Source organism: Nocardia caishijiensis NBRC 108228 (assembly GCF_001612825.1).
Classification (GTDB): domain Bacteria; phylum Actinomycetota; class Actinomycetes; order Mycobacteriales; family Mycobacteriaceae; genus Nocardia; species Nocardia caishijiensis.
The window spans coordinates 57,615-78,338 of record NZ_BDBE01000013.1 but is presented as its reverse complement, the minus strand read 5'-3'; the positions used below and the strand labels follow the sequence as shown (position 1 = coordinate 78,338).

At 66.6% G+C, this 20,724-nt stretch carries 21 protein-coding genes; 12 read left to right on the top strand and 9 right to left on the bottom strand.

Features of this window, described 5'->3' with window-relative positions; translation table 11 throughout:
- The first annotated feature begins 3 nt into the window (after positions 1-3).
- The 6 genes from NC7_RS03745 (at position 4) to NC7_RS03720 (ending at position 6,409) form a co-directional block, all read left to right on the top strand.
- Positions 4-1,494 carry a serine/threonine-protein kinase gene (locus tag NC7_RS03745; RefSeq protein ID WP_067978776.1) on the top strand — a complete coding sequence of 497 codons (1,491 nt, stop codon included), beginning with the start codon at positions 4-6 and terminating at the stop codon, positions 1,492-1,494.
- Between the two features lie 61 nt (positions 1,495-1,555).
- Positions 1,556-2,335 (top strand): hypothetical protein, encoded by a 780-nt coding sequence (locus NC7_RS03740; RefSeq protein ID WP_067978773.1) that lies wholly within the window; start codon positions 1,556-1,558, stop codon positions 2,333-2,335.
- A gap of 113 nt (positions 2,336-2,448) precedes the next feature.
- Positions 2,449-2,817 (top strand): effector-associated constant component EACC1, encoded by a 369-nt coding sequence (locus tag NC7_RS28925; protein ID WP_157101828.1) that lies wholly within the window; start codon positions 2,449-2,451, stop codon positions 2,815-2,817.
- Positions 2,818-2,819: 2 nt separating this feature from the next.
- The gene (locus NC7_RS28315; RefSeq protein ID WP_084457906.1) at positions 2,820-4,406 is read left to right on the top strand and encodes a caspase family protein; all 1,587 of its coding nucleotides are present in this window, start codon (positions 2,820-2,822) and stop codon (positions 4,404-4,406) included.
- Positions 4,407-4,458: 52 nt separating this feature from the next.
- Positions 4,459-5,139 (top strand): TrmH family RNA methyltransferase, encoded by a 681-nt coding sequence (locus NC7_RS03725; RefSeq protein WP_236573137.1) that lies wholly within the window; start codon positions 4,459-4,461, stop codon positions 5,137-5,139.
- 181 nt (positions 5,140-5,320) lie between these two features.
- Positions 5,321-6,409 (top strand): glycoside hydrolase family 76 protein, encoded by a 1,089-nt coding sequence (locus tag NC7_RS03720; protein ID WP_067978766.1) that lies wholly within the window; start codon positions 5,321-5,323, stop codon positions 6,407-6,409.
- On the opposite strand, the gene NC7_RS03715 is transcribed toward NC7_RS03720, so the two are convergent.
- The gene (locus tag NC7_RS03715; RefSeq protein WP_067978764.1) at positions 6,406-7,095 is read right to left on the bottom strand and encodes a DedA family protein; all 690 of its coding nucleotides are present in this window, start codon (positions 7,093-7,095) and stop codon (positions 6,406-6,408) included. The two genes, NC7_RS03720 and NC7_RS03715, sit on opposite strands and share 4 nt — an antisense overlap.
- A gap of 5 nt (positions 7,096-7,100) precedes the next feature.
- Positions 7,101-7,793, bottom strand: a complete 693-nt coding sequence (locus NC7_RS03710) for a DedA family protein (protein WP_373861220.1) — start codon at positions 7,791-7,793, stop codon at positions 7,101-7,103.
- A 172-nt stretch (positions 7,794-7,965) separates the two neighbouring features.
- Between NC7_RS03710 and fbaA the strand changes: the two genes are divergently transcribed.
- Positions 7,966-9,003: a class II fructose-bisphosphate aldolase gene (fbaA, locus tag NC7_RS03705; protein WP_067978759.1), complete on the top strand. Its 1,038-nt coding sequence runs from the start codon at positions 7,966-7,968 to the stop codon at positions 9,001-9,003.
- 25 nt (positions 9,004-9,028) lie between these two features.
- Entirely contained in the window at positions 9,029-10,147 is a 1,119-nt protein-coding gene (locus NC7_RS03700; protein ID WP_067978756.1) for a BTAD domain-containing putative transcriptional regulator, read from the top strand.
- 244 nt (positions 10,148-10,391) lie between these two features.
- Here the strand turns inward: NC7_RS03700 and NC7_RS03695 are convergent, their stop codons facing one another.
- The 7 genes from NC7_RS03695 to clpB form a co-directional block, all read right to left on the bottom strand.
- Positions 10,392-11,096 (bottom strand): lysoplasmalogenase family protein, encoded by a 705-nt coding sequence (locus NC7_RS03695; RefSeq protein ID WP_067978753.1) that lies wholly within the window; start codon positions 11,094-11,096, stop codon positions 10,392-10,394.
- Between the two features lie 2 nt (positions 11,097-11,098).
- On the bottom strand, positions 11,099-12,157 hold the full coding sequence (locus NC7_RS03690) for a beta-ketoacyl-ACP synthase 3 (protein ID WP_067978750.1): 1,059 nt from the start codon (positions 12,155-12,157) through the stop codon (positions 11,099-11,101).
- 68 nt (positions 12,158-12,225) lie between these two features.
- Positions 12,226-12,789 carry an orotate phosphoribosyltransferase gene (gene pyrE, locus NC7_RS03685; protein ID WP_067978746.1) on the bottom strand — a complete coding sequence of 188 codons (564 nt, stop codon included), beginning with the start codon at positions 12,787-12,789 and terminating at the stop codon, positions 12,226-12,228.
- A 75-nt stretch (positions 12,790-12,864) separates the two neighbouring features.
- A complete protein-coding gene (locus NC7_RS03680) occupies positions 12,865-13,671 on the bottom strand; it encodes an SDR family NAD(P)-dependent oxidoreductase (RefSeq protein ID WP_067978744.1) in 807 nt (268 codons plus the stop codon).
- 48 nt (positions 13,672-13,719) lie between these two features.
- On the bottom strand, positions 13,720-14,844 hold the full coding sequence (locus NC7_RS03675; RefSeq protein ID WP_236573138.1) for a TtfA family protein: 1,125 nt from the start codon (positions 14,842-14,844) through the stop codon (positions 13,720-13,722).
- Between the two features lie 68 nt (positions 14,845-14,912).
- Entirely contained in the window at positions 14,913-15,695 is a 783-nt protein-coding gene (locus tag NC7_RS03670) for a DUF5666 domain-containing protein (RefSeq protein ID WP_067978739.1), read from the bottom strand.
- A 62-nt stretch (positions 15,696-15,757) separates the two neighbouring features.
- Complete coding sequence (gene clpB / locus NC7_RS03665; protein ID WP_067978736.1) at positions 15,758-18,331, bottom strand: ATP-dependent chaperone ClpB; 2,574 nt, start codon at positions 18,329-18,331, stop codon at positions 15,758-15,760.
- Between the two features lie 184 nt (positions 18,332-18,515).
- Here clpB and NC7_RS03660 point away from each other — a divergent pair, with 184 nt between their 5' ends.
- From NC7_RS03660 to NC7_RS03650, 4 genes are all read left to right on the top strand, one after another.
- Positions 18,516-19,490: an NADP-dependent oxidoreductase gene (locus tag NC7_RS03660; protein ID WP_067978734.1), complete on the top strand. Its 975-nt coding sequence runs from the start codon at positions 18,516-18,518 to the stop codon at positions 19,488-19,490.
- A gap of 199 nt (positions 19,491-19,689) precedes the next feature.
- Complete coding sequence (locus NC7_RS28920; protein ID WP_174550189.1) at positions 19,690-19,851, top strand: PIN domain-containing protein; 162 nt, start codon at positions 19,690-19,692, stop codon at positions 19,849-19,851.
- A 59-nt stretch (positions 19,852-19,910) separates the two neighbouring features.
- On the top strand, positions 19,911-20,276 hold the full coding sequence (locus NC7_RS03655; protein WP_157101827.1) for a hypothetical protein: 366 nt from the start codon (positions 19,911-19,913) through the stop codon (positions 20,274-20,276).
- A 187-nt stretch (positions 20,277-20,463) separates the two neighbouring features.
- Positions 20,464-20,721 carry a hypothetical protein gene (locus NC7_RS03650; RefSeq protein WP_067978727.1) on the top strand — a complete coding sequence of 86 codons (258 nt, stop codon included), beginning with the start codon at positions 20,464-20,466 and terminating at the stop codon, positions 20,719-20,721.
- The last annotated feature ends 3 nt before the right edge of the window (positions 20,722-20,724 follow it).

The window sequence follows — 20,724 nt, the reverse complement described above, 5'->3', positions numbered from 1 at the left end:
AGGATGACGCTGTACCCCGGATCCGTCATCGGCGGATACCAGATCACTCGCCAGCTCGGCCACGGCGGGATGGGAACGGTCTATCTGGCCAAGCATCCGAGCCTGCCTCGCTACGACGCGGTGAAGGTGCTCAAGTCCGAATTCTCCTCCGATACCGAGTTCCGAGCCCGATTCGAACGGGAGGCGGAATTCATCGCGGGACTGGACCATCCCAATATCGTCACCGTGCACAGCCGTGGCGAGCAGCGCGGCCTGCTGTGGATCGCGATGCAATACGTCGACGGCTCCGATGCGGCCGCCGAACTGGAGCGCGGGGCCATGTCGACCGACCGCGCCCTGCACATCGCCACCCAGATGGGCACTGCTCTCGATCACGCCCACGGCGCCGGCCTGCTCCATCGCGACGTCAAACCAGCGAACTTCCTCCTCGGTCGCACCGACACCGCCCACCCCCGTGCCCTGCTCACCGACTTCGGCGTGGCAAAGCTGATGGAGAACGACCGAAGCCTCACCGAGACAGGCACATTCGTCGCCACACTGGCCTACGCCTCACCCGAACAACTGCTGCTGGACCGGCTGGACGGACGTTCCGATCTCTACAGCCTCGGCTGTTCGCTCTACAAAATGCTCACCGGTGCGAACCCGTTTCCCGCCGCCACTCCGGCGGGCGTGCTCCTGGGGCACCTGCACGAGCCCCCACCGAAGGTCACCGCGCTCCGGCCCGAACTACCAAGCCACCTCGACGCGGTGTTCGCGACCGTGCTCGCCAAAGATCGCGACGATCGCTACCCGACCTGCCTGCACTTCATCGACGATGTCACCACCGTGCTCAGCGGCGGAGCACCATCGGTGACCTGCACGATCGGCCCGTACTTTCGCGAGTCCACGAACGCCGGAGAAGTCGACGCGGTACGTCGATCCGCGGTGACGAGCCGAGCACGATCGGCCCGTCGGCGCCTTGTCGCCACCGTCTGCGCGGCCGCGCTGATCGTTGTCGCTGTCGCCACCTCGGTATGGACTCGCGAACCGGGACAAGCAGCGACCGCGAGCCCACCGGCCACCACATCAATGGCCGATGTCCGCCAGGCCCACCCACAGTTCGCGGGAAAGTCCGTCGCCGTCTACAACTACGGCGACACCGAACTCTCCGCAGTACTCGAGCCCAGCGACCAGGCCCAGTTCCTGCGTGAGCTCGGGTTCGTGATCCCGGCCGAGTACAACGCGAGAAGCGATGAGTCCTCCCCACGGAAACTCGATCGCTACAACAGCTTTCAAGGCACAGTGGATCTCATGATCGTGCTCCGTACCGACAGCGCGGCGGGCAACGGCGGCCTGCGCGGACTACGCGGCCTCCCTTCGGGATACGAATCCGGCTCGGCTCGCATCGCCGTCATCGACGATCCCGCCGTCGTCCAGGCGTTTCAGAACTGGACCGATTCCTCCGATCGCATCGCCATCGAGTCCGTCGTCCCGCGCCTGGCTGCCGCCTTATGACCGGCAGTCGAGCGCTCGCCGCCTGCCATGCGCTCGCGACGGCCGAAGAATCGGAACTCGTGTGCATCCGCTGGTCGTAGGCAGCATCGTCTTCGGAGTAGTCGTTGTCGTCGTCCGGTTGTGGTCGTCGGACACCGATCCGCTCGATCGTGCGATCACGGTGCTGCTGAGTGCGTCGGTGATTCGATCGATGGCGTTCTCGTTCGCGACGGCCGACCTCACCACCACCGCGTGGTGGGCTGCCGTACTCGTGCCGATCTGCGGGACAACCGCCGCCATGTCGCACGTCGCGGCAACGGCGGGGTTGTTGCTGATGGTGTGGCACGCATCCCGCAGGCCGATCCCGGTGCGGGCGCTCGCGCTGAGCTGTCTCGGGTCCGTCTTCGCCGCAACCTATTTCGTGGCGGTGCAGCCCGATTCGGCTTCGGTCCTCACCGAGCCGGGTTCGGCGTCGGCGGGCTACTGGTGCTGCCTCGCGCCGATGACGCTGTGGTCCGGCTATGCGGCCTTTCGCTTGTGCGTCGGCCGCCTACGACAGCGACAGACGCGGGCGGAGCGGATCCTCTATTGCGTCCTCCTCGGGTCGCTGGTGGGGTGGTGTTCGCACCTGATCTGCTCGATCGCCCTCGCGACATGGCGGGACACCGCGGTCCTGCGATACTCGGATTCGCGACACACCTGGCCCGCGCCCGTCTCGCCCGCCGGTTCGGACTTCCCTCAGCCGACCAGCTTCCAGCGGAGTTGCCGCCTACCAGCGATCTGGATACCGAGCTCAATCAGTTGGCCAGAGTTGCCCGCTACTGGCCCGTCGCCCACGAACTGGTTCATCGGGAGCACATGAGCGCTTCAAACGGAATTCGATCGATCCGATCAGAAAGAAGTGGCAACAGAGAACATTTGCAACGTAGCAATACTGACGGCACGAGAACACCATCCTTTTGGAAGGATAGAAATATGCTGAGTAGCAACCCCCAGCTAACGCTTCATACCGACGGCAATCAGGATGATCTGTTTCTACTGCTGGATTTGTTCCGTCATGACGATGCGCTATCCGGTCGTGTCGATCTTCCAACTCCCCGAACGCAGCCCGATCAGATGGGCAATCTATTCGACGTGCTGATCATTGCGGCGGGCGCGGGCGGAGTTGCGTCGGCACTGGTGCGATCACTCACGGTGTGGTTCACTCACCGACGGTCAGATATGTGCATCACCCTTCAGCGCGGCGATGGCTGCTCAATCACGGTCGATGCTCATCGGATCAAAGCTCCCGAGTTGCTTCAGGAAATCAAAGAGTTGATCGGCGAGCCGGATTCGAGCCTCTGAATATGAATCCGGACCGTAGCGGATCTCGTGCTGTGCTCATCGGCGTCGCAAATTATAGCCACCCAGGCGTCCACGCGATCCCAGCTGTGGCAAATAATATTATAGACCTACAGGCTTCGCTTACAGCAAAAAGTGGCGGAGCTTTCATTAAGAGAAATTGCGAGATCGTCACCGACCCCCATCGCGAGGCTCAAGTCGGGATGGCGATATCGCGCGCATCGAGGGAGGCCACCGATATTTTGTTGGTCTACTATTCCGGACACGGCTTTCTCGATCGTCGCGGTCGCCTGCACCTAGCCTTGGCCGGAACTGATCCCGATCAGGTCCGCTGGACATCGGTTCCGTTTTCGAATATCAGAGAAGACATTCGCGAATCCGGTGCTCGCGCAAGGGTATTGATACTAGATTGCTGCTTCTCCGGAAGGGCCCTCGATGCAATGACTCATGACAGCGAGTTGATTGCCGGACAGACCGACATCCGGGGAACATACACAATCGTCTCCTCGGGCGCAAACGAAATATCCATGGCCCCATCAGGCCACCATAACACCGCGTTTACTGCCGCCTTACTCGAGGCCGCTCGAACTCCACGAATCAGCCTCGACACTCTCTATGTAGAGACTGTCCGGACCCTACGATCGGGCGGATATCCCGTTCCCCGACGACGCAGCATTGATTCTGCGGGTAACCTGAGCCTGTTCGGCCTCAGCGAGAGATCACTGAACGTCAGCCATATTTTGGACGGAGAAAGCGCCGCCCACGCGATATCGAAACCGGCTGCGACAGAGCAGGTCACTCAAGATAGCAGCCAAGAATTACGGCCTGCGACCGAATCCAGAAGGCAGCCGGATCGCGCCTGGTTGGCATCAGGGCTCAGCTACGTCGGCGCCGCGCTCGCTTCGATCGCCTTGGTGACCTTTAGTTACTGGCAGTTCTACTCTGTGGTAGTGTGGGCGGTATTCCTATCAGCGGCGCTGTCCACTTCATGGATAACTCGAGTGCTGCAATCTCGCACTGTATTTTTCTTGGGCTGCATAGTTAGCTGTTCAGGATATTCGGCAATGTTTGCAGGCCAGGTAGATTGGTGGACAACGGGCCTGGTCGGCGTCGGAGCTGGGACCGTATGGGCTGTCAGTCAGAACCTGACCGGCCCCGCAGAAGGTAGAACCTGGACACAACCGATCATCAAGTGGATCGCTGTGACACTACTTTCGTCCGCGTTTGCTTATCAGGTTTCACTTGGCATAGACCCAGTCAAGAGTTTGACTCTTTTGGTCGCCGCACTCATCACCGCGATCAGCGCACTATTCGCCCCTCTCGTGCTGCCGCGGATCAACAGAAGCCCTCCACCACGTGCCAGAATGGAAGTAGGGTCGTTAGCGATGGCAGCCTCTGTGATTGTCGGCGCGGTAAGCGCATATTTGAGTTTCGACACCGAGCTAGATTTGCCCTGGAGGGTCAGGGATGGCATCGCGCTGGCCGTGTGCCCGGCGATAGTCGCCACTGCCGTCTACTGTTTCTGGGGGGACGGCCTCACATCGGATACGTCCGCCCGGTACGCACACAACGATGAGCTCCCCCGACAGTAGGCTTACCAGCCGTCGCCACGGTCCGGTATCCGGTACAGCTAACATCCTGCGGGTGATCGAACCAGAGGCCGATGTCGCGGGCCCGACCGAGTGGGGTGAGCATCCGCACGGCGTCGGCCCGTGGGAGCAGGAGTACGGCACACCTGTTCCCACCGACGAGCGCTACGACCCGGTGCTGCTGGCCGAGGGCGACCGGCGCAATGTGGTCGACGCCTACCGGTACTGGACGCGCGAGGCGATCGTCGCCGACATCGACGCTCGTCGCTTCCCGTTCCATGTGGCCATCGAGAACTTCGGCCACGACGCGAACATCGGTACGGTGGTGCGCACCGCGAACGCCTTCGCCGCGGCCGCGGTGCACATCGTCGGCAAACGTCGCTGGAATCGGCGCGGCGCCATGGTGACCGACCGCTACCAGCACCTGGTCCATCACGCCGATCTGACCGAGCTGCGCGACTACGCCGCCCGTGAAGGACTCACCGTCGTGGCCGTCGACAACGTGCCCGGCTCGGTACCGCTGGAAACCGCCGAGCTGCCACGCGAGTGCCTGTTGCTGTTCGGCCAGGAAGGCCCCGGCGTCAGCGCTGATGCGAAAGATGCTGCCGCCCTCACGGTTTCGATCTCCCAGTTCGGTTCCACCCGCAGTATCAACGCGGGTGTCGCGGCGGGCATCGCCATGCACGCGTGGATCCGCCAGCACGCGGACCTGTCGCTGGCCTGGCCGATCACCTGAATCCCGCGCGTCACTTCAGGTGTGCCTCGCCACACCGGTCACCACAGACCACAAATTCCTTGCCCCGCACACGCACCGACCTGGCAACATGGACCCCATGACCTCGCGTGGGGGGCGGCGCCCGCAGCCGACTGATACCGGATCCGTCCCGACCCCTGCGCTGTGGTCCGAACGCGCCGACATGGCCGAATCGGCCATCATCTCGCGCCACCTGCGGGCCCTGTGGAGTTGTCCCGGAACGGAGTTGGGTGTCGTCGGCTGGCCGCCGACCCGACGCGAACGCCTGTTCCTCAGCTGGCACTACTGGTGGCAGGCGCACCTGCTCGACTGCGCGATCGACGCCGCGAACCGGGTGCCGACGCCCGCCCGCCGCCGACGCATCGCCGCCATCGCCCGCTCGCATCGCATGCGCAACATCACCGGCTGGACCAACCGCTACTACGACGACATGGCCTGGCTCGCCATCGCGCTCGAACGCGCCGAACGCACCCAGGAACTCAGCGCGGCGCGCGGCGGTCTGCTCGCGCTGGAGCAGCAGCTCTACAGTGCGTGGAACCCGGGGGTCGGCGGCGGCATCCCGTGGCGGGTCAAGTCCGACTTCTACAACGCCCCGGCGAACGGTCCGGCGGGCATCGCACTGCTGCGGTTGGGTCGCGTCGAACGCGCACAGCAGATGGCCGACTGGCTGCACGACACGCTGCGCGACCCCGAGACCGGTCTCGTTCTCGACGGCATCCACCTGCCCTCGGGCGAGATCGAACGGCCGACGTTCAGCTACTGCCAGGGTGTGGTGCTCGGCCTGGAAGCCGAGCTGGCCGTGCACACCGACGACGACCGCCACATCGACCGCGCCGTGGACCTGGTCGCGGCCGTCGAAGAACACATGACCCACCGGCTGGTGATCTCCGGCGGCGGCGGGGGCGACGGCGGCCTGTTCAACGGCATCCTCGCCCGCTACCTGGCCGTCGTCGCGCTGATGCTGCCGGGTGAGGGCAAACGCCCCGAGACCGCGCGCCGCATCGCCGCCGCCATCGTGAAGTCCTCGGCGACCGCCGCCTGGTCGAACCGGCTCGAGGTCGAGGGCGAACCGCTGTTCGGCTACGACTGGAGCAAACCGGCCCGCTTGCCCGGCGGTTCGGCGGGCGCGGGCAAGTTCACCCCGGGCGGTTCGGTGACCGCGTCGGTGGTGCCCGAACGCGATCTGTCGGTGCAGCTGTCGGGCTGGATGCTGATGGAAGCCGCGTACCAGGTGACCGCCGCGGGCCTCTAGCGTTCCCCGACCCCGGCCTCGCACTCGACTTCGTAGTCCTCGACCGGTTTGGCCATCTCCTGCCGGTAGTGCCGGATGCCGATCACGGTGCCGATCACGAGTCCGGCGACGAGGGTGCCGATCACGGCGGGCATCAACCACGACACCCGCTCGAGGAACTCACCGGCGTAATAGCCGATGAGCAGCAGCACCGGTGCCCAGATGATCGCGCCGATGGTGCTGGCGATGGTGTACTTGCGGTGATCCATCCCGGCCGCGCCCGCGACCATCGGACACAGCGTGCGCACCCACGGGATCCAGCGCGCGATCATCACCGCGAAGAACCCGTGCCGTTCCAGCAGATGGGTGACCTTGGCCAGGTTCTCGGCATTGATATAGCGGCCGTTCTTGCGCGCGACCAGGCGATGCCCGGTGCGTTGCCCGACCAGATACCCGACCTGGTTCCCGGCGATCGCCGCCAGCATCGTGCCGACCGACAATCCCCAGACCTGGGCTTCGCCGTTGGCGTGCGAGGCGAGCACGATGCCCGCGGTGATCAGCATCGAATCGCCGGGCAGGAAGAGCCCGATGATGAACGCGCATTCCAGGAACACGAACACCAGCACGACCGTGCAGACCACCGCGGGCCCGGCCGAGACCAGCGGTTCGAAGCTACCGGCGGCGTAGGTGGTTGGTCCCGCTGTCACGTCGATCAGAGCGTCTTGTTCGTCGAGACGGCCAGTTCGGCGGGCTCGGCGGGCACCACGGGGACAGCGCGGCGTTCGAGCACCTTCTTACCGACGGTGATGATGGCGGGCAGGATCGAGACGAACACGATCAGCAGGAAGATCGCTTCCACATGGTCGCGAATGAAGGGCACATTGCCGAGGAAGTAGCCGATCACCGTGACGCCGCCGCCCCACAGCACCGCGCCGACGATGTCGAACGCCACGTACTTGCGGTAGCTCATCTTCGACACACCAGCGAGCACCGGCATGAACGTGCGCACGATCGGCACGAACCTGGCCAGGATGATCGTCTTCGGACCGTGCTTCTCGAAGAACTCGTGGGTCTCCACGATGTACTGCTTCTTGAAGAAGCGGCTGTCTTCCTTGCGGAAGATCGCTGGCCCGATTTTTCGTCCGATCCAATACGCGCACTGGTCACCCGCGAAGGCGGTCGCGATCACCAGCGGGACGAGCACCCAGATGTTCGGGCTGCCCTGGGCGGCCAGCATGCCACCGGTGAACAGCAGCGAGTCACCGGGCAGCAACGGGAACAGCAGGCCGGTCTCGATGAAGACAATCGCCAGGATGGCGGGTAGCACCGCGTTCTTCAGCCAGGTGTCCTGGAGCAGATACATCGGGTCCAGCAACTGGGTCAACGCGAGGTTGTGCGTCATCACATCGGAAACCGCCAGCAAAGTCACGGGGCCCACAGTACCGGTCGCGGCTGTGAAGTGAATGGGTGTGGGCGAGGAGGAGGAAACCAGCCGGTGAACTCCTCGATCACTTCCTAACCTAGGGTGTGGCCTGACAGAATTGGTTTTTTGCTCCCCACAGACGGAGGTCACTGCTGTGCCTATCGCGACTCCGGAGGTCTACGCCGAGATGCTCGGCCGGGCCAAGGCGCACTCGTTCGCATTCCCGGCTATCAACTGCACTTCGTCGGAGACGATCAACGCCGCCATCAAGGGCTTCGCGGAGGCCGGGAGCGACGGCATCATCCAGTTCTCCACCGGTGGCGCCGAGTTCGCCTCGGGCCAGGGTGTGAAGGACATGGTCACCGGTGCGGTGGCGCTGGCCGAGTTCGCGCACGTGGTCGCCGCCCGCTACGACGTGACGATCGCGCTGCACACCGACCACTGCCCCAAGGACAAGCTGGACACCTACGTGCGTCCGCTGCTCGCCATCTCCCAGGAGCGCGTGAACAACGGTCAGAACCCGCTGTTCCAGTCGCACATGTGGGACGGCTCGGCCATCCCGATCGACGAGAACCTCGAGATCGCCAAGGAGCTGCTCAAGCTCTCGAAGGCCGCCAACATCATCCTCGAGGTCGAGATCGGCGTCGTCGGTGGTGAGGAGGACGGTGTCGAGGCCGAGATCAACGACAAGCTCTACACCTCGCCCGAGGACTTCGAGAAGACCATCGACGCGCTCGGCGCGGGCGAGAACGGCAAGTACCTGCTCGCCGCCACCTTCGGCAACGTGCACGGTGTGTACAAGCCGGGCAACGTGGTGCTCAAGCCCGAGGTGCTGGCCGAGGGCCAGCGCGTCGCGGCCGCCAAGCTCGGTCTCGACGCCGACGCACAGCCGTTCGACTTCGTCTTCCACGGCGGTTCGGGCTCGCTGAAGTCCGAGATCGAGGACTCCCTGCGCTACGGCGTGGTGAAGATGAACGTCGACACCGACACCCAGTACGCCTTCACCCGCCCCGTCGCCGGGCACATGTTCACCAACTACGACGGTGTGCTCAAGATCGACGGCGAGGTCGGCAACAAGAAGACCTACGACCCGCGCAGCTACCTGAAGAAGGCCGAGGCCTCGATGGCCGCGCGCGTGCTCGAGGCGTGCAACGACCTCAAGTCCGCCGGTCGTTCCGTCAGCGGTTCCTGATTCACGTATCGAACGGCCCGAGCTCATGAGTCTTGATGTCCGTGTGCTCGGGCCCGTTCGACTGCTCGTCGGCGGTGAGCCGGTGGCGGTCGGCGGGCCCAAGCCGCGCGCGCTGCTTGCCGCGCTCACCGTCAACCGGCGGCGTGCGGTGTCGTCGGCTGTGCTCGCCGAGATGGTGTGGAACGAGGATCCGCCCGACTCCTACGCGGCCAGTCTGCAGGTGTTCGTCTCCAATATCCGCAAGGCGTTGCGCAACGCGGGCATCGATTCCGCGCAGGTGTTGCGCACCGAGGGCGCCGGGTATCGGCTCGAAATCCCCGACACCGCATGCGATCTCGGCCGATTCGAGAACGCGCGCGAGGCCGGAACGCGTTGCCTCGACGCCGGTGACCATCCCGGTGCGGCCAACCTGTTCGGCGCGGCACTGCGCGAGTGGTCCGGCCGCGCGTTGGCCGATCTGGCCGGGCTGCAGTTCGCCGACGGTTTCGCCACCGCGATGAACGAGGAGCGACTGCTCGCCGCCTCGGCCCGCATCGATGCCGAAATCGCCTGTGGGCGTTCGTCTTCGGTGATCGGCGAGTTGGTCACCATGACCAACGAGAATCCGCTGCGTGAACCGCTGTGGGGTCAGCTCATCACCGCGCTGTACCTGTCCGGTCGCCAGGCCGACGCGCTCGAGGCGTGCCGCCGGGTGCGCACCGTCCTCGCCGAGGAGCTCGGCATCGATCCGGGCGCGGCGCTGATCGAACTCGAGCAGCGTGTTCTTCGCCAGGAACCGCTGAATGTGCAGGCCTTCAAACGATCCGAGCAGGTCGCCGCGGCGATGACGGAGACCGTCACCGAGGTGCCGCGCTCGATCCGCAACGGCAACCTGCGCTTCGTCGACGGCCGGACCATCCCGATTCCGCACGGCGGCTTGCGCATCGGGCGGATGACCGACAACGAACTGGTCCTCGACGATCCGAAGGCCAGCCGCTACCACGCCCACATCATGCCCAGCCGCGCCGGACTGCTGATCAAGGACCTGCATTCGGCCAACGGGGTGTATGTGAACGAATTGCCCATCGACAGTGGGGCTTTGCTTGGCGATGGTGACATCATCCGGATCGGAGCTACCGTGCTGACATTCCTCGCGGTGAGCTGACCTGTGGGCCGACGCGCGTAGGCCAGGTCGGAAGCTTGCCGTCGGTCGTCGGCGCGGGCTTGTGCGTACCTGTGGCCCAAGGCGGCCCACTGTGCCTACCTGTTGCCGATCGCATTGCTGTCGCCGCCGAGGCGGTAGGCGGGCGCCGTGGTCGGCTGCTGTGACCCGGGTCGGCGGTGCGACCGTGAAGTAGTGCTGGGACGCCGCGCAGGTAGCGAGGATGACGTCTTCGCCGCCGAGACGGTCAGCGCGCCCTGTGGTCGGCTGCGGCGGCCTGAGGCGGTGCGACCGTGAGGTGGTACTGGGCAGCCGCGTAGGTGGCAAGGATGACGCCTTCGGCGAGGCGGCGGGATCTTTCGGACTTCGCGAAGAGGCGGCGTAGGACGATGAGGCCGTCGGAGACCGTGAACAACAGGGCGCCCGCACCGTAGCGACTGCGGGGGTCCGGGTTCGGAATGTTCAGTCCGGCAATGGTTTTCGCAGCCGGAGCGAGGGCGGGGTCCGAGGCGAGGACAGCGGCGGTACCGAGGGTCGCGCCGTAGGCGGTGAGCGGCAGAGCAAGTCCCGGGGCCTTGGTGCGGAGCAGCGCGGCCGCGCCCGCCCAGGCGAGTAGGCGTGGCGCGGCGATCTCGGGGCGAGGCCGGGCGCCGCGGCGCCACCACAGCAGCGAGTACCCCGTCTGCATCACCGCGAACGACGACGCGCCCGCGATGAGGCGGCGGTCGTCGTCGGGGTCGATGAGCAGGACGTCGCCGACGGTGGCGGCGGCCAGCGAGCCGAGCAGGATCCGGCGCTCGGCCGGGTCAACGGCGCCGCCGGTCATTGCATCGGCCGCGAGCAACGGCATCAGCAGGGGCTTGGCGACCCATTGGAGGCGTTCGCGGCCGGTGACGGCACCGAAAACGGTGACCGCCGCCGCCGCGAGATAGCCCGCGCGCAACGGACGCATGGTCAGAAGCTCGGTTCCTTCGGGGCGGGCGGCAGGGTGACGACCTGGCCCGCGTAGCTCAGGCCCGCGCCGAAGCCGAGCAGCAGCGCCAGCTGACCGCCCTTGGCCTTGCCGGTCACCAGCATCTCCTCCATGGCCAGCGGGATCGAGGCCGCCGAGGTGTTGCCGGTGTTCTCGATGTCGTTGGCCATCGGGATGTTCTCGGCGAGGCCGAGGTTCTTCTTCATCAGCTCGTTGATGCGGGCATTGGCCTGGTGCGGGATGAACACCTCGATGTCCTCCTTGGCCACACCGGAGGCGTCCAGCGCCGCCGACAGGGCACGCGGGAGGGTGACCGCGGCCCACCGGAAGACCTTGGGGCCCTCCATGTGCAGCGACATGCGCCCGATCGGCTCAACCTCGGGATCGGTGCCCTGCATGGCCTGGGCCTTGTTCATGTAGGCGAGGAAGTCGACATCCTGGGCGATGGCCTCGGCGTTCTCGCCGTCACTGCCCCACACCGTCGGGGAGATACCGTTCTCCTCGGCCGGGCCGACGACGACGGCACCCGCACCGTCGCCGAAGATCATCGCGGTGCCGCGGTCGGTCGGGTCGAGGCCGACGGTCATGGTCTCGGCACCGATCACCAGCACGTAGTCGGCCGAACCGGCGCGGATCAGGTCGGCGGCGACACCGAGGCCGTAACCGAAGCCGCCGCAGCCGGAGGTGAGGTCGAACGCGGCGACGCCGTTGAGACCGAGGTCGAAGGCCACCGACGGCGCGCCGTGCGGGGTGAGCTTGAGCCAGCTCGAGGTGCACAGGATGACCGCGCCGATCTTGGTCGGGTCGACCGGCGTGTTCTTCAGCGCACGCGCACCGGCGGCCACCGCGATCGAGCGGATGGTCTCGTCGCCGCTGATCCAGCGCCGGTTGTGGATGCCGGTGCGTTCGAAGATCCAATCGGGCGTCGAGTCGAGAACCTCACACACCTCGGCATTGCTGACGATGCGCTGCGGGCGGTAGGCACCGATCCCGAGCATCGCGACATTGTCGCGACCTTTGTTGATTGCAATGCTCACCACGGGTGACTCACACGTCCTTCTCACCTGCCGAACGGCTTCGTCGCCGTCCGAGTTTTCTGTCGTTCAGGCTAACTCAGAGCCAAGTCGTCGAGACCGAGGATGGACCGGTATTCCAGCCCCTCGGCGGCGATCACCTGGTCAGCGCCCGTTTCGCGGTCCACGACGGTGGCCACACCCACCACGATGGCGCCCGCGTCACGCAGCGCGCGTACAGCGGTGAGCGGCGAGTTGCCTGTGGTTGTGGTGTCCTCGACCACCAGGACCCGTTTGCCGACGACGTCGGGGCCCTCGATCTGACGCTGCATACCGTGCGCCTTGGCGGCCTTGCGGACGACGAACGCATCGATCGGGCGGCCGGGTGCGTGCATCACGGCCATCGCGACGGGATCGGCGCCCATGGTGAGACCGCCGACGGCGTCGAAGTCCCAGTCGGCGACCAGCTCACGCAGCAGCGACCCGATCAGCGGGGCGGCCTGGTGGTGCAGCGTCGCGCGGCGCAGGTCGACGTAGTAGTCGGCCTCCTTGCCCGAGGACAATGTCACCTTGCCGTGCACGACCGCGAGCTCGCGCACGAGCGCGGCCAACTGGTCGCGATCGGCTTCGGTGAGCGCCTGACGTGCCTGGTCGATCATCCGGTTTCCTTTCGTCATCTGCGTGGGCCCTGCGCGATTACGCTACGCTGCCGCCGCCGGGGCCCACGCCATGCCCTAGGTCCGGCCGCGCGCGTTGAACAGGCCGCGATTGAGCCGCGTGATGAGCGTGCGCGGCACCATGCCCGCCACCGTGGTGATGACCTTGTACTGCAAGCCGGGAACGCTGATGATCCGGCCCGATTCCAGGTCGTGCAGGCAGCCGTCGACCACCTGATCCACCGTGAGCCACATCGGTGCGGGCACCGAGCTCATCTCGATACCCGCGCGCTCGTGGAACTCGGTGCGCACGAAACCGGGGCACAGCGCCTGGATGCGCACGCCGGTGCCGGACAGGCCACCGGCGAGACCCTCGGTGAAGGCGACGACATAGGCCTTCGATGCCGAATAGGTCGACCCGCGGCCGGGCACCAGACCCGCCACGCTCGCCACGTTGACGATCGAGCCGTTGGCTGCCGCGATCATGGCGGGCAGTGCGGCCCGGGTGAGCTGCACGACCGAGGTCACGTTCACGTCGAGTTGGGCCTGCAACTCGGCGGGCTCGAGGGTCCAGAACTCCCCCGAGTGCGCGAAACCGGCGTTGTTGACCAGGAATTGGAGACCGGCCTCGGCCCGTTCGGCGACGCGGGCGCGGTCGTCGTCATCGGCCAGGTCGGCGACGAGGACCTCGGCGGAGGTGGCGAAGCGGCGGCCGAGTTCGTCGGCGAGGGCGCGCAGCCGCACCTCGTTCCTGGCCACGAGCACCAGGTCGTAGCCGAGCGCGGCGAGGCGGTGGGCGAAACCGAGGCCGATGCCACTGGTCGGGCCGGTGATCATGGCGACGGGGCGGGACGCACCGGGCAGGCGCGCGGGGATATCGGTCATAGCTGGTCGATTCTCACTCGACGGGGATGCCGCGTCACGGCACCAAGATCACTTCGGGACGGGCCCCTGGTAGGGACGGAAACCTGGGTGGAAGGGGCCGCCGGGCTGGTCGGAGTCGTCGTCGCGCGGTTCCTCCGTGCGCGGACGCGGTTCCTCGACGCGCGGACGCGGCGGCTCCACCCGGGGACGCGGTTCCGGGACGACGGCCAGCGACGGGCGCTTGGGCGGTTCGCCGAGCGGGCGGCGGCCGGGGGCGGGCTGGTCTTCGAAGTCCGGGTCGTCGAGGTCGGGATCGAAGTCCGGGTCCGCCGCGAAGGACGGTTTGCGGGGCGCACGGCGGTCGTACTCGTCGTCGGCGGCCGGGGTGGGCGGCGTCGGGAACAGCGGTTCGGCGGCGCGGCCGTAGTGGTCGTCGACATCGTCGTCATCGGGGCCGGGGAAGCGGGCGCGGCCGTCGGCATCGGGCACGCGGGCGGCCGGAGTGTAGTCGTCGTACTCGTCGCGGAAGTCTTCCGCGGACGGTTCGCCCATACCCGAACGGGGACGGGTGTATTCGTTCGGTTCGGCCACCGGCGGCAGCACGTGCAGCAGGCCCGACAGGCGAAGCACCGCGTCGATGGCGGTCTCCCAATCCTTGGCGGCGCTGCCGACCGGGAGCATGCCGAGGGTCCAGTTGCCCTCGCTCCACAGCATCTGCACGGTGTCGGACAGGGATTCGATGAACCCGACCATCCGCTGGTCGACGGCGTGGCGGGCGATATCGGGGTCGGTGGCGAACACGACCCGGTCACCGATGGCGCCGAGCAGCTCCAGGTCGTGGTCCTTGGGCGGCGACGCGGTCTTGAGCCGCATGTCGACGTCGATCTCGGAGCCGATCTGGCGGCGCACGGCCACCAGGGTCGCGGCGTCCTCCAGGTCGAAGAGCACGAACTTCTCGCCCTTGCGGATGCCGGAGACCACGTCGACCGCCGACAGGTAGCCGAGCTTGGCCAGCGCGCCACGCCGCCACGTCGAGGCGAGGGCGGGCTCCACCGACACATAGGTGTAGCCCTGGGACTTCGCCCACACCTGGCGGGCGTGCCCGGTGCGCTGGCGCTGGACCCGATCGAAATACAGCAGTACGACCGCACCAACGAGTGCGATCGCCGCCAAGCCGAACCACATAGCCGTCATCGTCGCCTAGCCTATCCAGCCGTCGCCGTGATTGCCCGGTAGCACCGGGGATTCGACGCGCGGGTCGCTCATCGGGGGCCGCTCGGGAGCGCCGTGCTGATGATGATCTTGGCGCGGATCGACCCGTCTGGGTTCTTGTCGCCCTGCACCATAACCATGTCACCGACCGGAAGTTCGCTCGCCTTCGTGGTGCTCAACGAGATCACCTGCGTGGCCTCGTCGATCAACACGCGCACGCTCGACCCGCCGAGCGTGCTCATGGTGATCTCGGTGCCGGTGTTGGCGGTGATGCTGCCCATGGTGGCGCCGAGGTCTTCGGTGCCACCGAGGCCGGGTAAGCCGGGCAGGCCGCTCGCGCTCGGCGGCGCGGTCGGGGTGGTTTGCCTGGTCGGTGGTTGCAGGGTCTGGGTGGTGGGTGGTGCGGCGGCGGTGTCGTCGTCGGAACCGCCGCCACCGGTGAGCATCAGACCGGCCAGGATGCCGCCGAAGGCGATGAGCGCGACGACGGCAAGGCCGAGGGCGATCCACAGGCCCGTGTGCTTCTTCGGCGGTTGCTGCTGGTCGCCGTCCTGTGGACGCGGTGGATGACCGGCGGGGTCCCCCGGCCCGTAACCGGGCGGATAACCCTGCCCGTAGGCCGGTTGGGGCGCGGGTTGCGCTGCGGGATAACCACTTTCATACGGTCCCCATTGGGCATCGTGCGGCGGCAGTGCCTGGGTGGGGTTCGACGGTTGTCCCCACTCGTCGAACCCACCGCCGTACGGCCGTGTGGTTTCGTTCCCTGGCGAACCCAGCCGTTCGGTCGGCGAATCCTCCGGGCGTTGTCCCCACGGATCGTTCGGATTCGTCATGACTCCCAGCGTAGGTCAGCCCGGCGCGTAGGGAGGGTCCTACGCACCGGGCTGTGGATAAATCATGAACTGTGGACAACCTCGCGTCCGACGACCAGCTTGTCGGCCGCGTCGTCCACACTCACCGAAACCGTGTCGCCGTCGGTGACCGCGCCGGAGAGCAGTTCCTTGGCCAGGCTGTCGCCGATGGCCTGCTGGATCAGTCTGCGCAACGGGCGCGCGCCGTAGGCCGGGTCGTAGCCGCGCACGGCGAGCCACTGCTTGGCCTCGTCGGTGACATCGAGGGTGAGCCTGCGCTGCGACAACCGCTTCTGCAGCTGACGCAGGTTGATGTCGACGATCGATTCCAGTTGTTTGGCGTCGAGCGCGTGGAACATCACCACGTCGTCGAGCCGGTTGAGGAACTCCGGCTTGAAGGCGCGGCGCACCGCGTCCATCACCTGTTCCCGGCTGCCACCGGCACCGAGGTTGGAGGTGAGGATGAGGATGGTGTTGCGGAAATCGACTGTGCGGCCCTGGCTGTCGGTGAGCCTGCCCTCGTCGAGCACCTGCAGCAGGATGTCGAAAACATCCGGATGCGCCTTCTCGATCTCGTCGAACAGCACCACCGAATACGGCCGCCTACGCACCGCCTCGGTGAGCTGACCACCCTGGTCGTACCCCACGTATCCGGGGGGCGCACCGACCAGGCGAGCCACCGAGTGCTTCTCGCTGTACTCGCTCATGTCGATGCGGACCATCGCGCGTTCGTCGGCGAACAGGAACTCCGCCAGCGACTTGGCCAGCTCGGTCTTACCGACACCGGTCGGCCCGACGAACATGAACGAACCCGTCGGCCGGTTCGGATCGGCCACCCCGGCGCGCGAACGCCGCACCGCGTCGGACACCGCCTGCACGGCCTCTTCCTGGCCCACGACCCGCCCGCCGAGCTCGGTCTCCATGCGCAGCAACTTGGCGGTCTCGCCTTCGAGCATCCGCCCCACCGGCACGCCGGTCCACGACGACACCACATCGGCGATGTCGTCCGGGGTGACCTCCTCGTTGAGCATCACCTCACCGCTGGCGGCGGCACCGCTGACCTGCTCGGCCGCGGCGAGTTCCTTCTCCAGTGCCGGGATACGGCCGTAGCGCAGCTCGGCGGCCTTGCCGAGGTCACCGTCGCGTTCGGCGCGTTCGGATTCGCCGCGCAGGCGCTCGAGCTCCTCTTTGAGCCCGCGCACCGAGTCGATGGCGTTCTTCTCGTTCTGCCAGCGGGTGGTGAGCTGGTTGAGCTTCTCGCGGTCGTCGGCCAGTTCCTGGCGCAGCTTTTCCAAGCGCTGCTTGGACGCCTCGTCGGTTTCCTTCTCCAGCGCGACCTCTTCGATCTCGAGACGACGCACGGCGCGCTCGACCTCATCGATTTCGACCGGACGCGAGTCGATCTCCATGCGCAGCCGCGACGCCGACTCGTCGATCAGGTCGATCGCCTTGTCGGGCAGGAAGCGCGAAGTGATGTAGCGGTCCGACAACGTCGCCGCCGCCACCAGCGCGGAGTCGGTGATCCGCACGCCGTGGTGCACCTCGTAGCGTTCCTTGATGCCGCGCAGGATGCCGATGGTGTCGGCGACCGTCGGCTCCCCGACCAGCACCTGCTGGAAGCGGCGTTCAAGCGCCGCGTCCTTCTCGATGTACTTGCGGTACTCGTCGAGCGTCGTCGCGCCGACCAGCCGCAGCTCACCGCGCGCGAGCAGCGGTTTGATCATGTTGCCCGCGTCCATCGCCGAGTCGCCGGTGCTGCCCGCGCCGACGATGGTGTGCAGCTCGTCGATGAAGGTGATGATCTCGCCCGCGCTGTTCTTGATGTCGTCGAGCACGGCCTTGAGTCGCTCCTCGAACTCACCGCGATACTTCGCGCCCGCGACCATCGCACCGAGGTCGAGGGAGACGACCTTCTTGCCGCGCAACGACTCCGGCACGTCACCGTCGACGATGCGCTTGGCGAGCCCTTCGACGATGGCCGTCTTGCCGACGCCCGGTTCGCCGATGAGCACCGGGTTGTTCTTGGTGCGCCGCGACAGCACCTGCACCACCCGGCGGATCTCGGTGTCGCGGCCGATCACCGGGTCGAGTTTGCCGGTGCGGGCGGCCTCGGTGAGGTCGGTCGAGTACTTCTCGAGCGCCTGGTAGGAGGCTTCGGGGTCCGGGTTGGTGACGCGGGCGCTGCCGCGCACAGTGGTGAAGGCGTCGCGCAACGCCTCGGGGGTGGCGCCGTGCTTGCGCAGCAGCGTGGCCACCTCGCCCTCGCCGTCGGCCAGACCAACCAGCAGGTTCTCGGTGGAGACGTATTCGTCGCCGAGTTCGGTGGCCAGACGCTGGGCGGCCGTGATCGCGGCCAGTGCCTCGCGGCCGAGTTGGGGTGTGGTCGTCGCGCCGGTGGCGCGCGGCAGCCGGTCGACGATGTCGCCCGCTTCGCGCTCGACTGTCGCGGGGTCGACTCCGATGGCCTTGAGCAGCGGGGCGGCGATGCCATCGGTCTGATCCAGCAACGCCACCAGCAAGTGCGCCGGACGGATCTCCGGGTTGCCCGCCGCCGACGCGGCCTGCAGGGCGGCCGTCAGGGCCGCCTGGGTCTTGGTGGTGGGATTGAACGAGTCCACAGGTCTCCTCGGGGTAATTCCGGTATCGACTGGTTCAACGTCGGCAAAGTTGAGTCTGTTCCGCTCAACTTAAACTTTTTCGCGCCGGTTCGCCACGCCGCCTCACGCTACGCCGCATGTCGGAGCCCCCTGAGCCTAGGATTGCGGTGCCTGGATCACCCCCGAATACGAGGAGTTGTCGACCATGCGCGCCATCGTGGTTCACAAGTTCGGTGCCACACCCGAACTCGCCGATATGCCGGTGCCCGAGCCCGGTCCCGGTGACGTGCAGGTCGCCCTGGACGCCGCGGGCGTCAACCCGTTCGATCTGAAGATGGCCGACGGGCTGCTCGAAGGAAAAATGCCGACCGACTTCCCGATGATCCTCGGCGTGGACGGCGCGGGCACGGTGTCGGCGGTCGGGTCCGGCGTCACCTCGTTCGCCGTGGGCGACAAGGTGGTCGGCAAATTCCTCACCGCTCCTGCGGGCCACGGCAGCTGGGCGCAATACGCGACCGTCCCCGAGGACGCCACATTGGTGAAGATCCCCGACGGCATCACCTCCGTCGCCGCCGCCGCCCTGCCGATCGCCGGGCTCACCGCCCAGGACCTGGTCGACGCCGCCCACATCCAGCCCGGCCAGACCGTGCTGATCGTCGGCGCCACCGGCGGTGTCGGCTCCTTCCTCGTGCAACTGGCCAATATCGCGGGCGCGCACGTGATCGCCACCGCCCGCGCCGACGCCACCGACCAGGTCGCCCGCCTCGGCGCCGCCGAGACCGTCGACTACACCCAGGCCCGCCCCAACAGCCACGACCCCGGCACCCAGGTCGACTCGAGCGTGGTCGACGCCGTGCGCTTCACCCACCCCGACGGCATCGACGTCCTGTTCGATCTGGTCAGCACCGCACCGGCTTTCGCCGACCACGCCACCCTCGTCCGCCACGGCGGCCACGCCTACACCACCGTCTGGGCCGCCGACGAACAGGCGCTGAGCGAGCGCGGCATCACTGGCGGAAACTTCGAATCCAAAGGCCGCGGACCAGAATTGAGCCGCCTGCTCGCGCGGGTCGCCGCGGGCGACGTGGTGGTTCCGGTCCAGATGACGGTGCCGCTGGAAGCCGCCCCCGCCGTGCTCGGCGCGGGCAGTGCACGCGGGAAGACTGTGCTGGCGATCTGAGAGCATCGACGCCCATGGCGGTGGATAGCCGCCCTCGGCATCATTGTGTGTCATGACCAGGACGATCACCCACGCCGAGCTTTGCAACGACGGCGCAGGCGTCATGGACGCGCTCGAAGCGGGCGGTGCGGACCGCCTCGATGACTGAGCAGTCGACGCGCTCGGCTTCTGCTCATCGTCGGGGCGACGATTCACGACAATGGCCAAACTCGTTGTCGCCGAAAGCCGCAACCCCAAGCCACGGAAGTGCGATCTGATGATCGCGGCCATCGCTTCGGCGAACGACCTACCGCTCTACACCCGCAACCCTGATGACTTCACAGGGCTCGACCCCGTCCTCACCCTGGTGGCCGTGCCATAGCCGCGGAGCCGTTGTCGTCAGAGATGGCGCGACCCTGATCTCCTAGTACGTTGGCGGTTATGAGTGACTTTCGGTCGGCGCCACCGTTCGACGGGCGCAATGCCGCAGGAAAGCCGGTGGTGAACCGACCTCCCGTCGATCCTCGGATCACACCTCAGGTGCTGGCATATCTCGAATCCGCGCCGGTGATCCTCAGCGCCCGCAGTTACGCCACCGACGATTTCGACCCAGGGCAGCGTGATGTGCCGCTGAACTACCAGACCGACGGCGTCTTCGTCTGGGCCGGTGCGGTGCCCCATTACCTGCGCAAATACGGTGTGCCCCCGGAGCCTTCGCTGGTGCGGCACATTGTCGCCAAGGGGTTCGTGGTCGGCGAGGTCGACGACGCGACACTTCAGGCTGCCGTTCGTTCGATCACAGGCTGAAGCTTGCTTTCTGCCTGGCTCATAGCAAACGACTATCGAATGAGACATACCACACAATAGGGATCTTCTTCGCGTTCCCGCGCGTCCAAAACCTCGACAGGAATGTTGGGCGAGGTTGGGATGTGGAATGAGTTAGATCAACGCCGATCCCGCGGCGTTGCGCAGCACGCGCACCTCGTTCGACTCGGTGGCATCGACGATCTCGAGCGCCCTCACCACGCTGACCGCCGCCTTGGCCGCCGAGGGCGAGTGCTGGGGTGGGGACGAGATCGGGCAGGCGTTCGCGCAGAACTACACCCCCGGCGTCGAGCAGGGCAAGACCTCCGTCGGCAACCTCGCGACGACCATGACCCAGCTCGGCACGAACATGGTGACGGTCGCCGACGCACTCGACGCCCAGGACACCGCGAACGCGGCACAGCTGAATCAGGTGGCGGGGAGCTAGTTC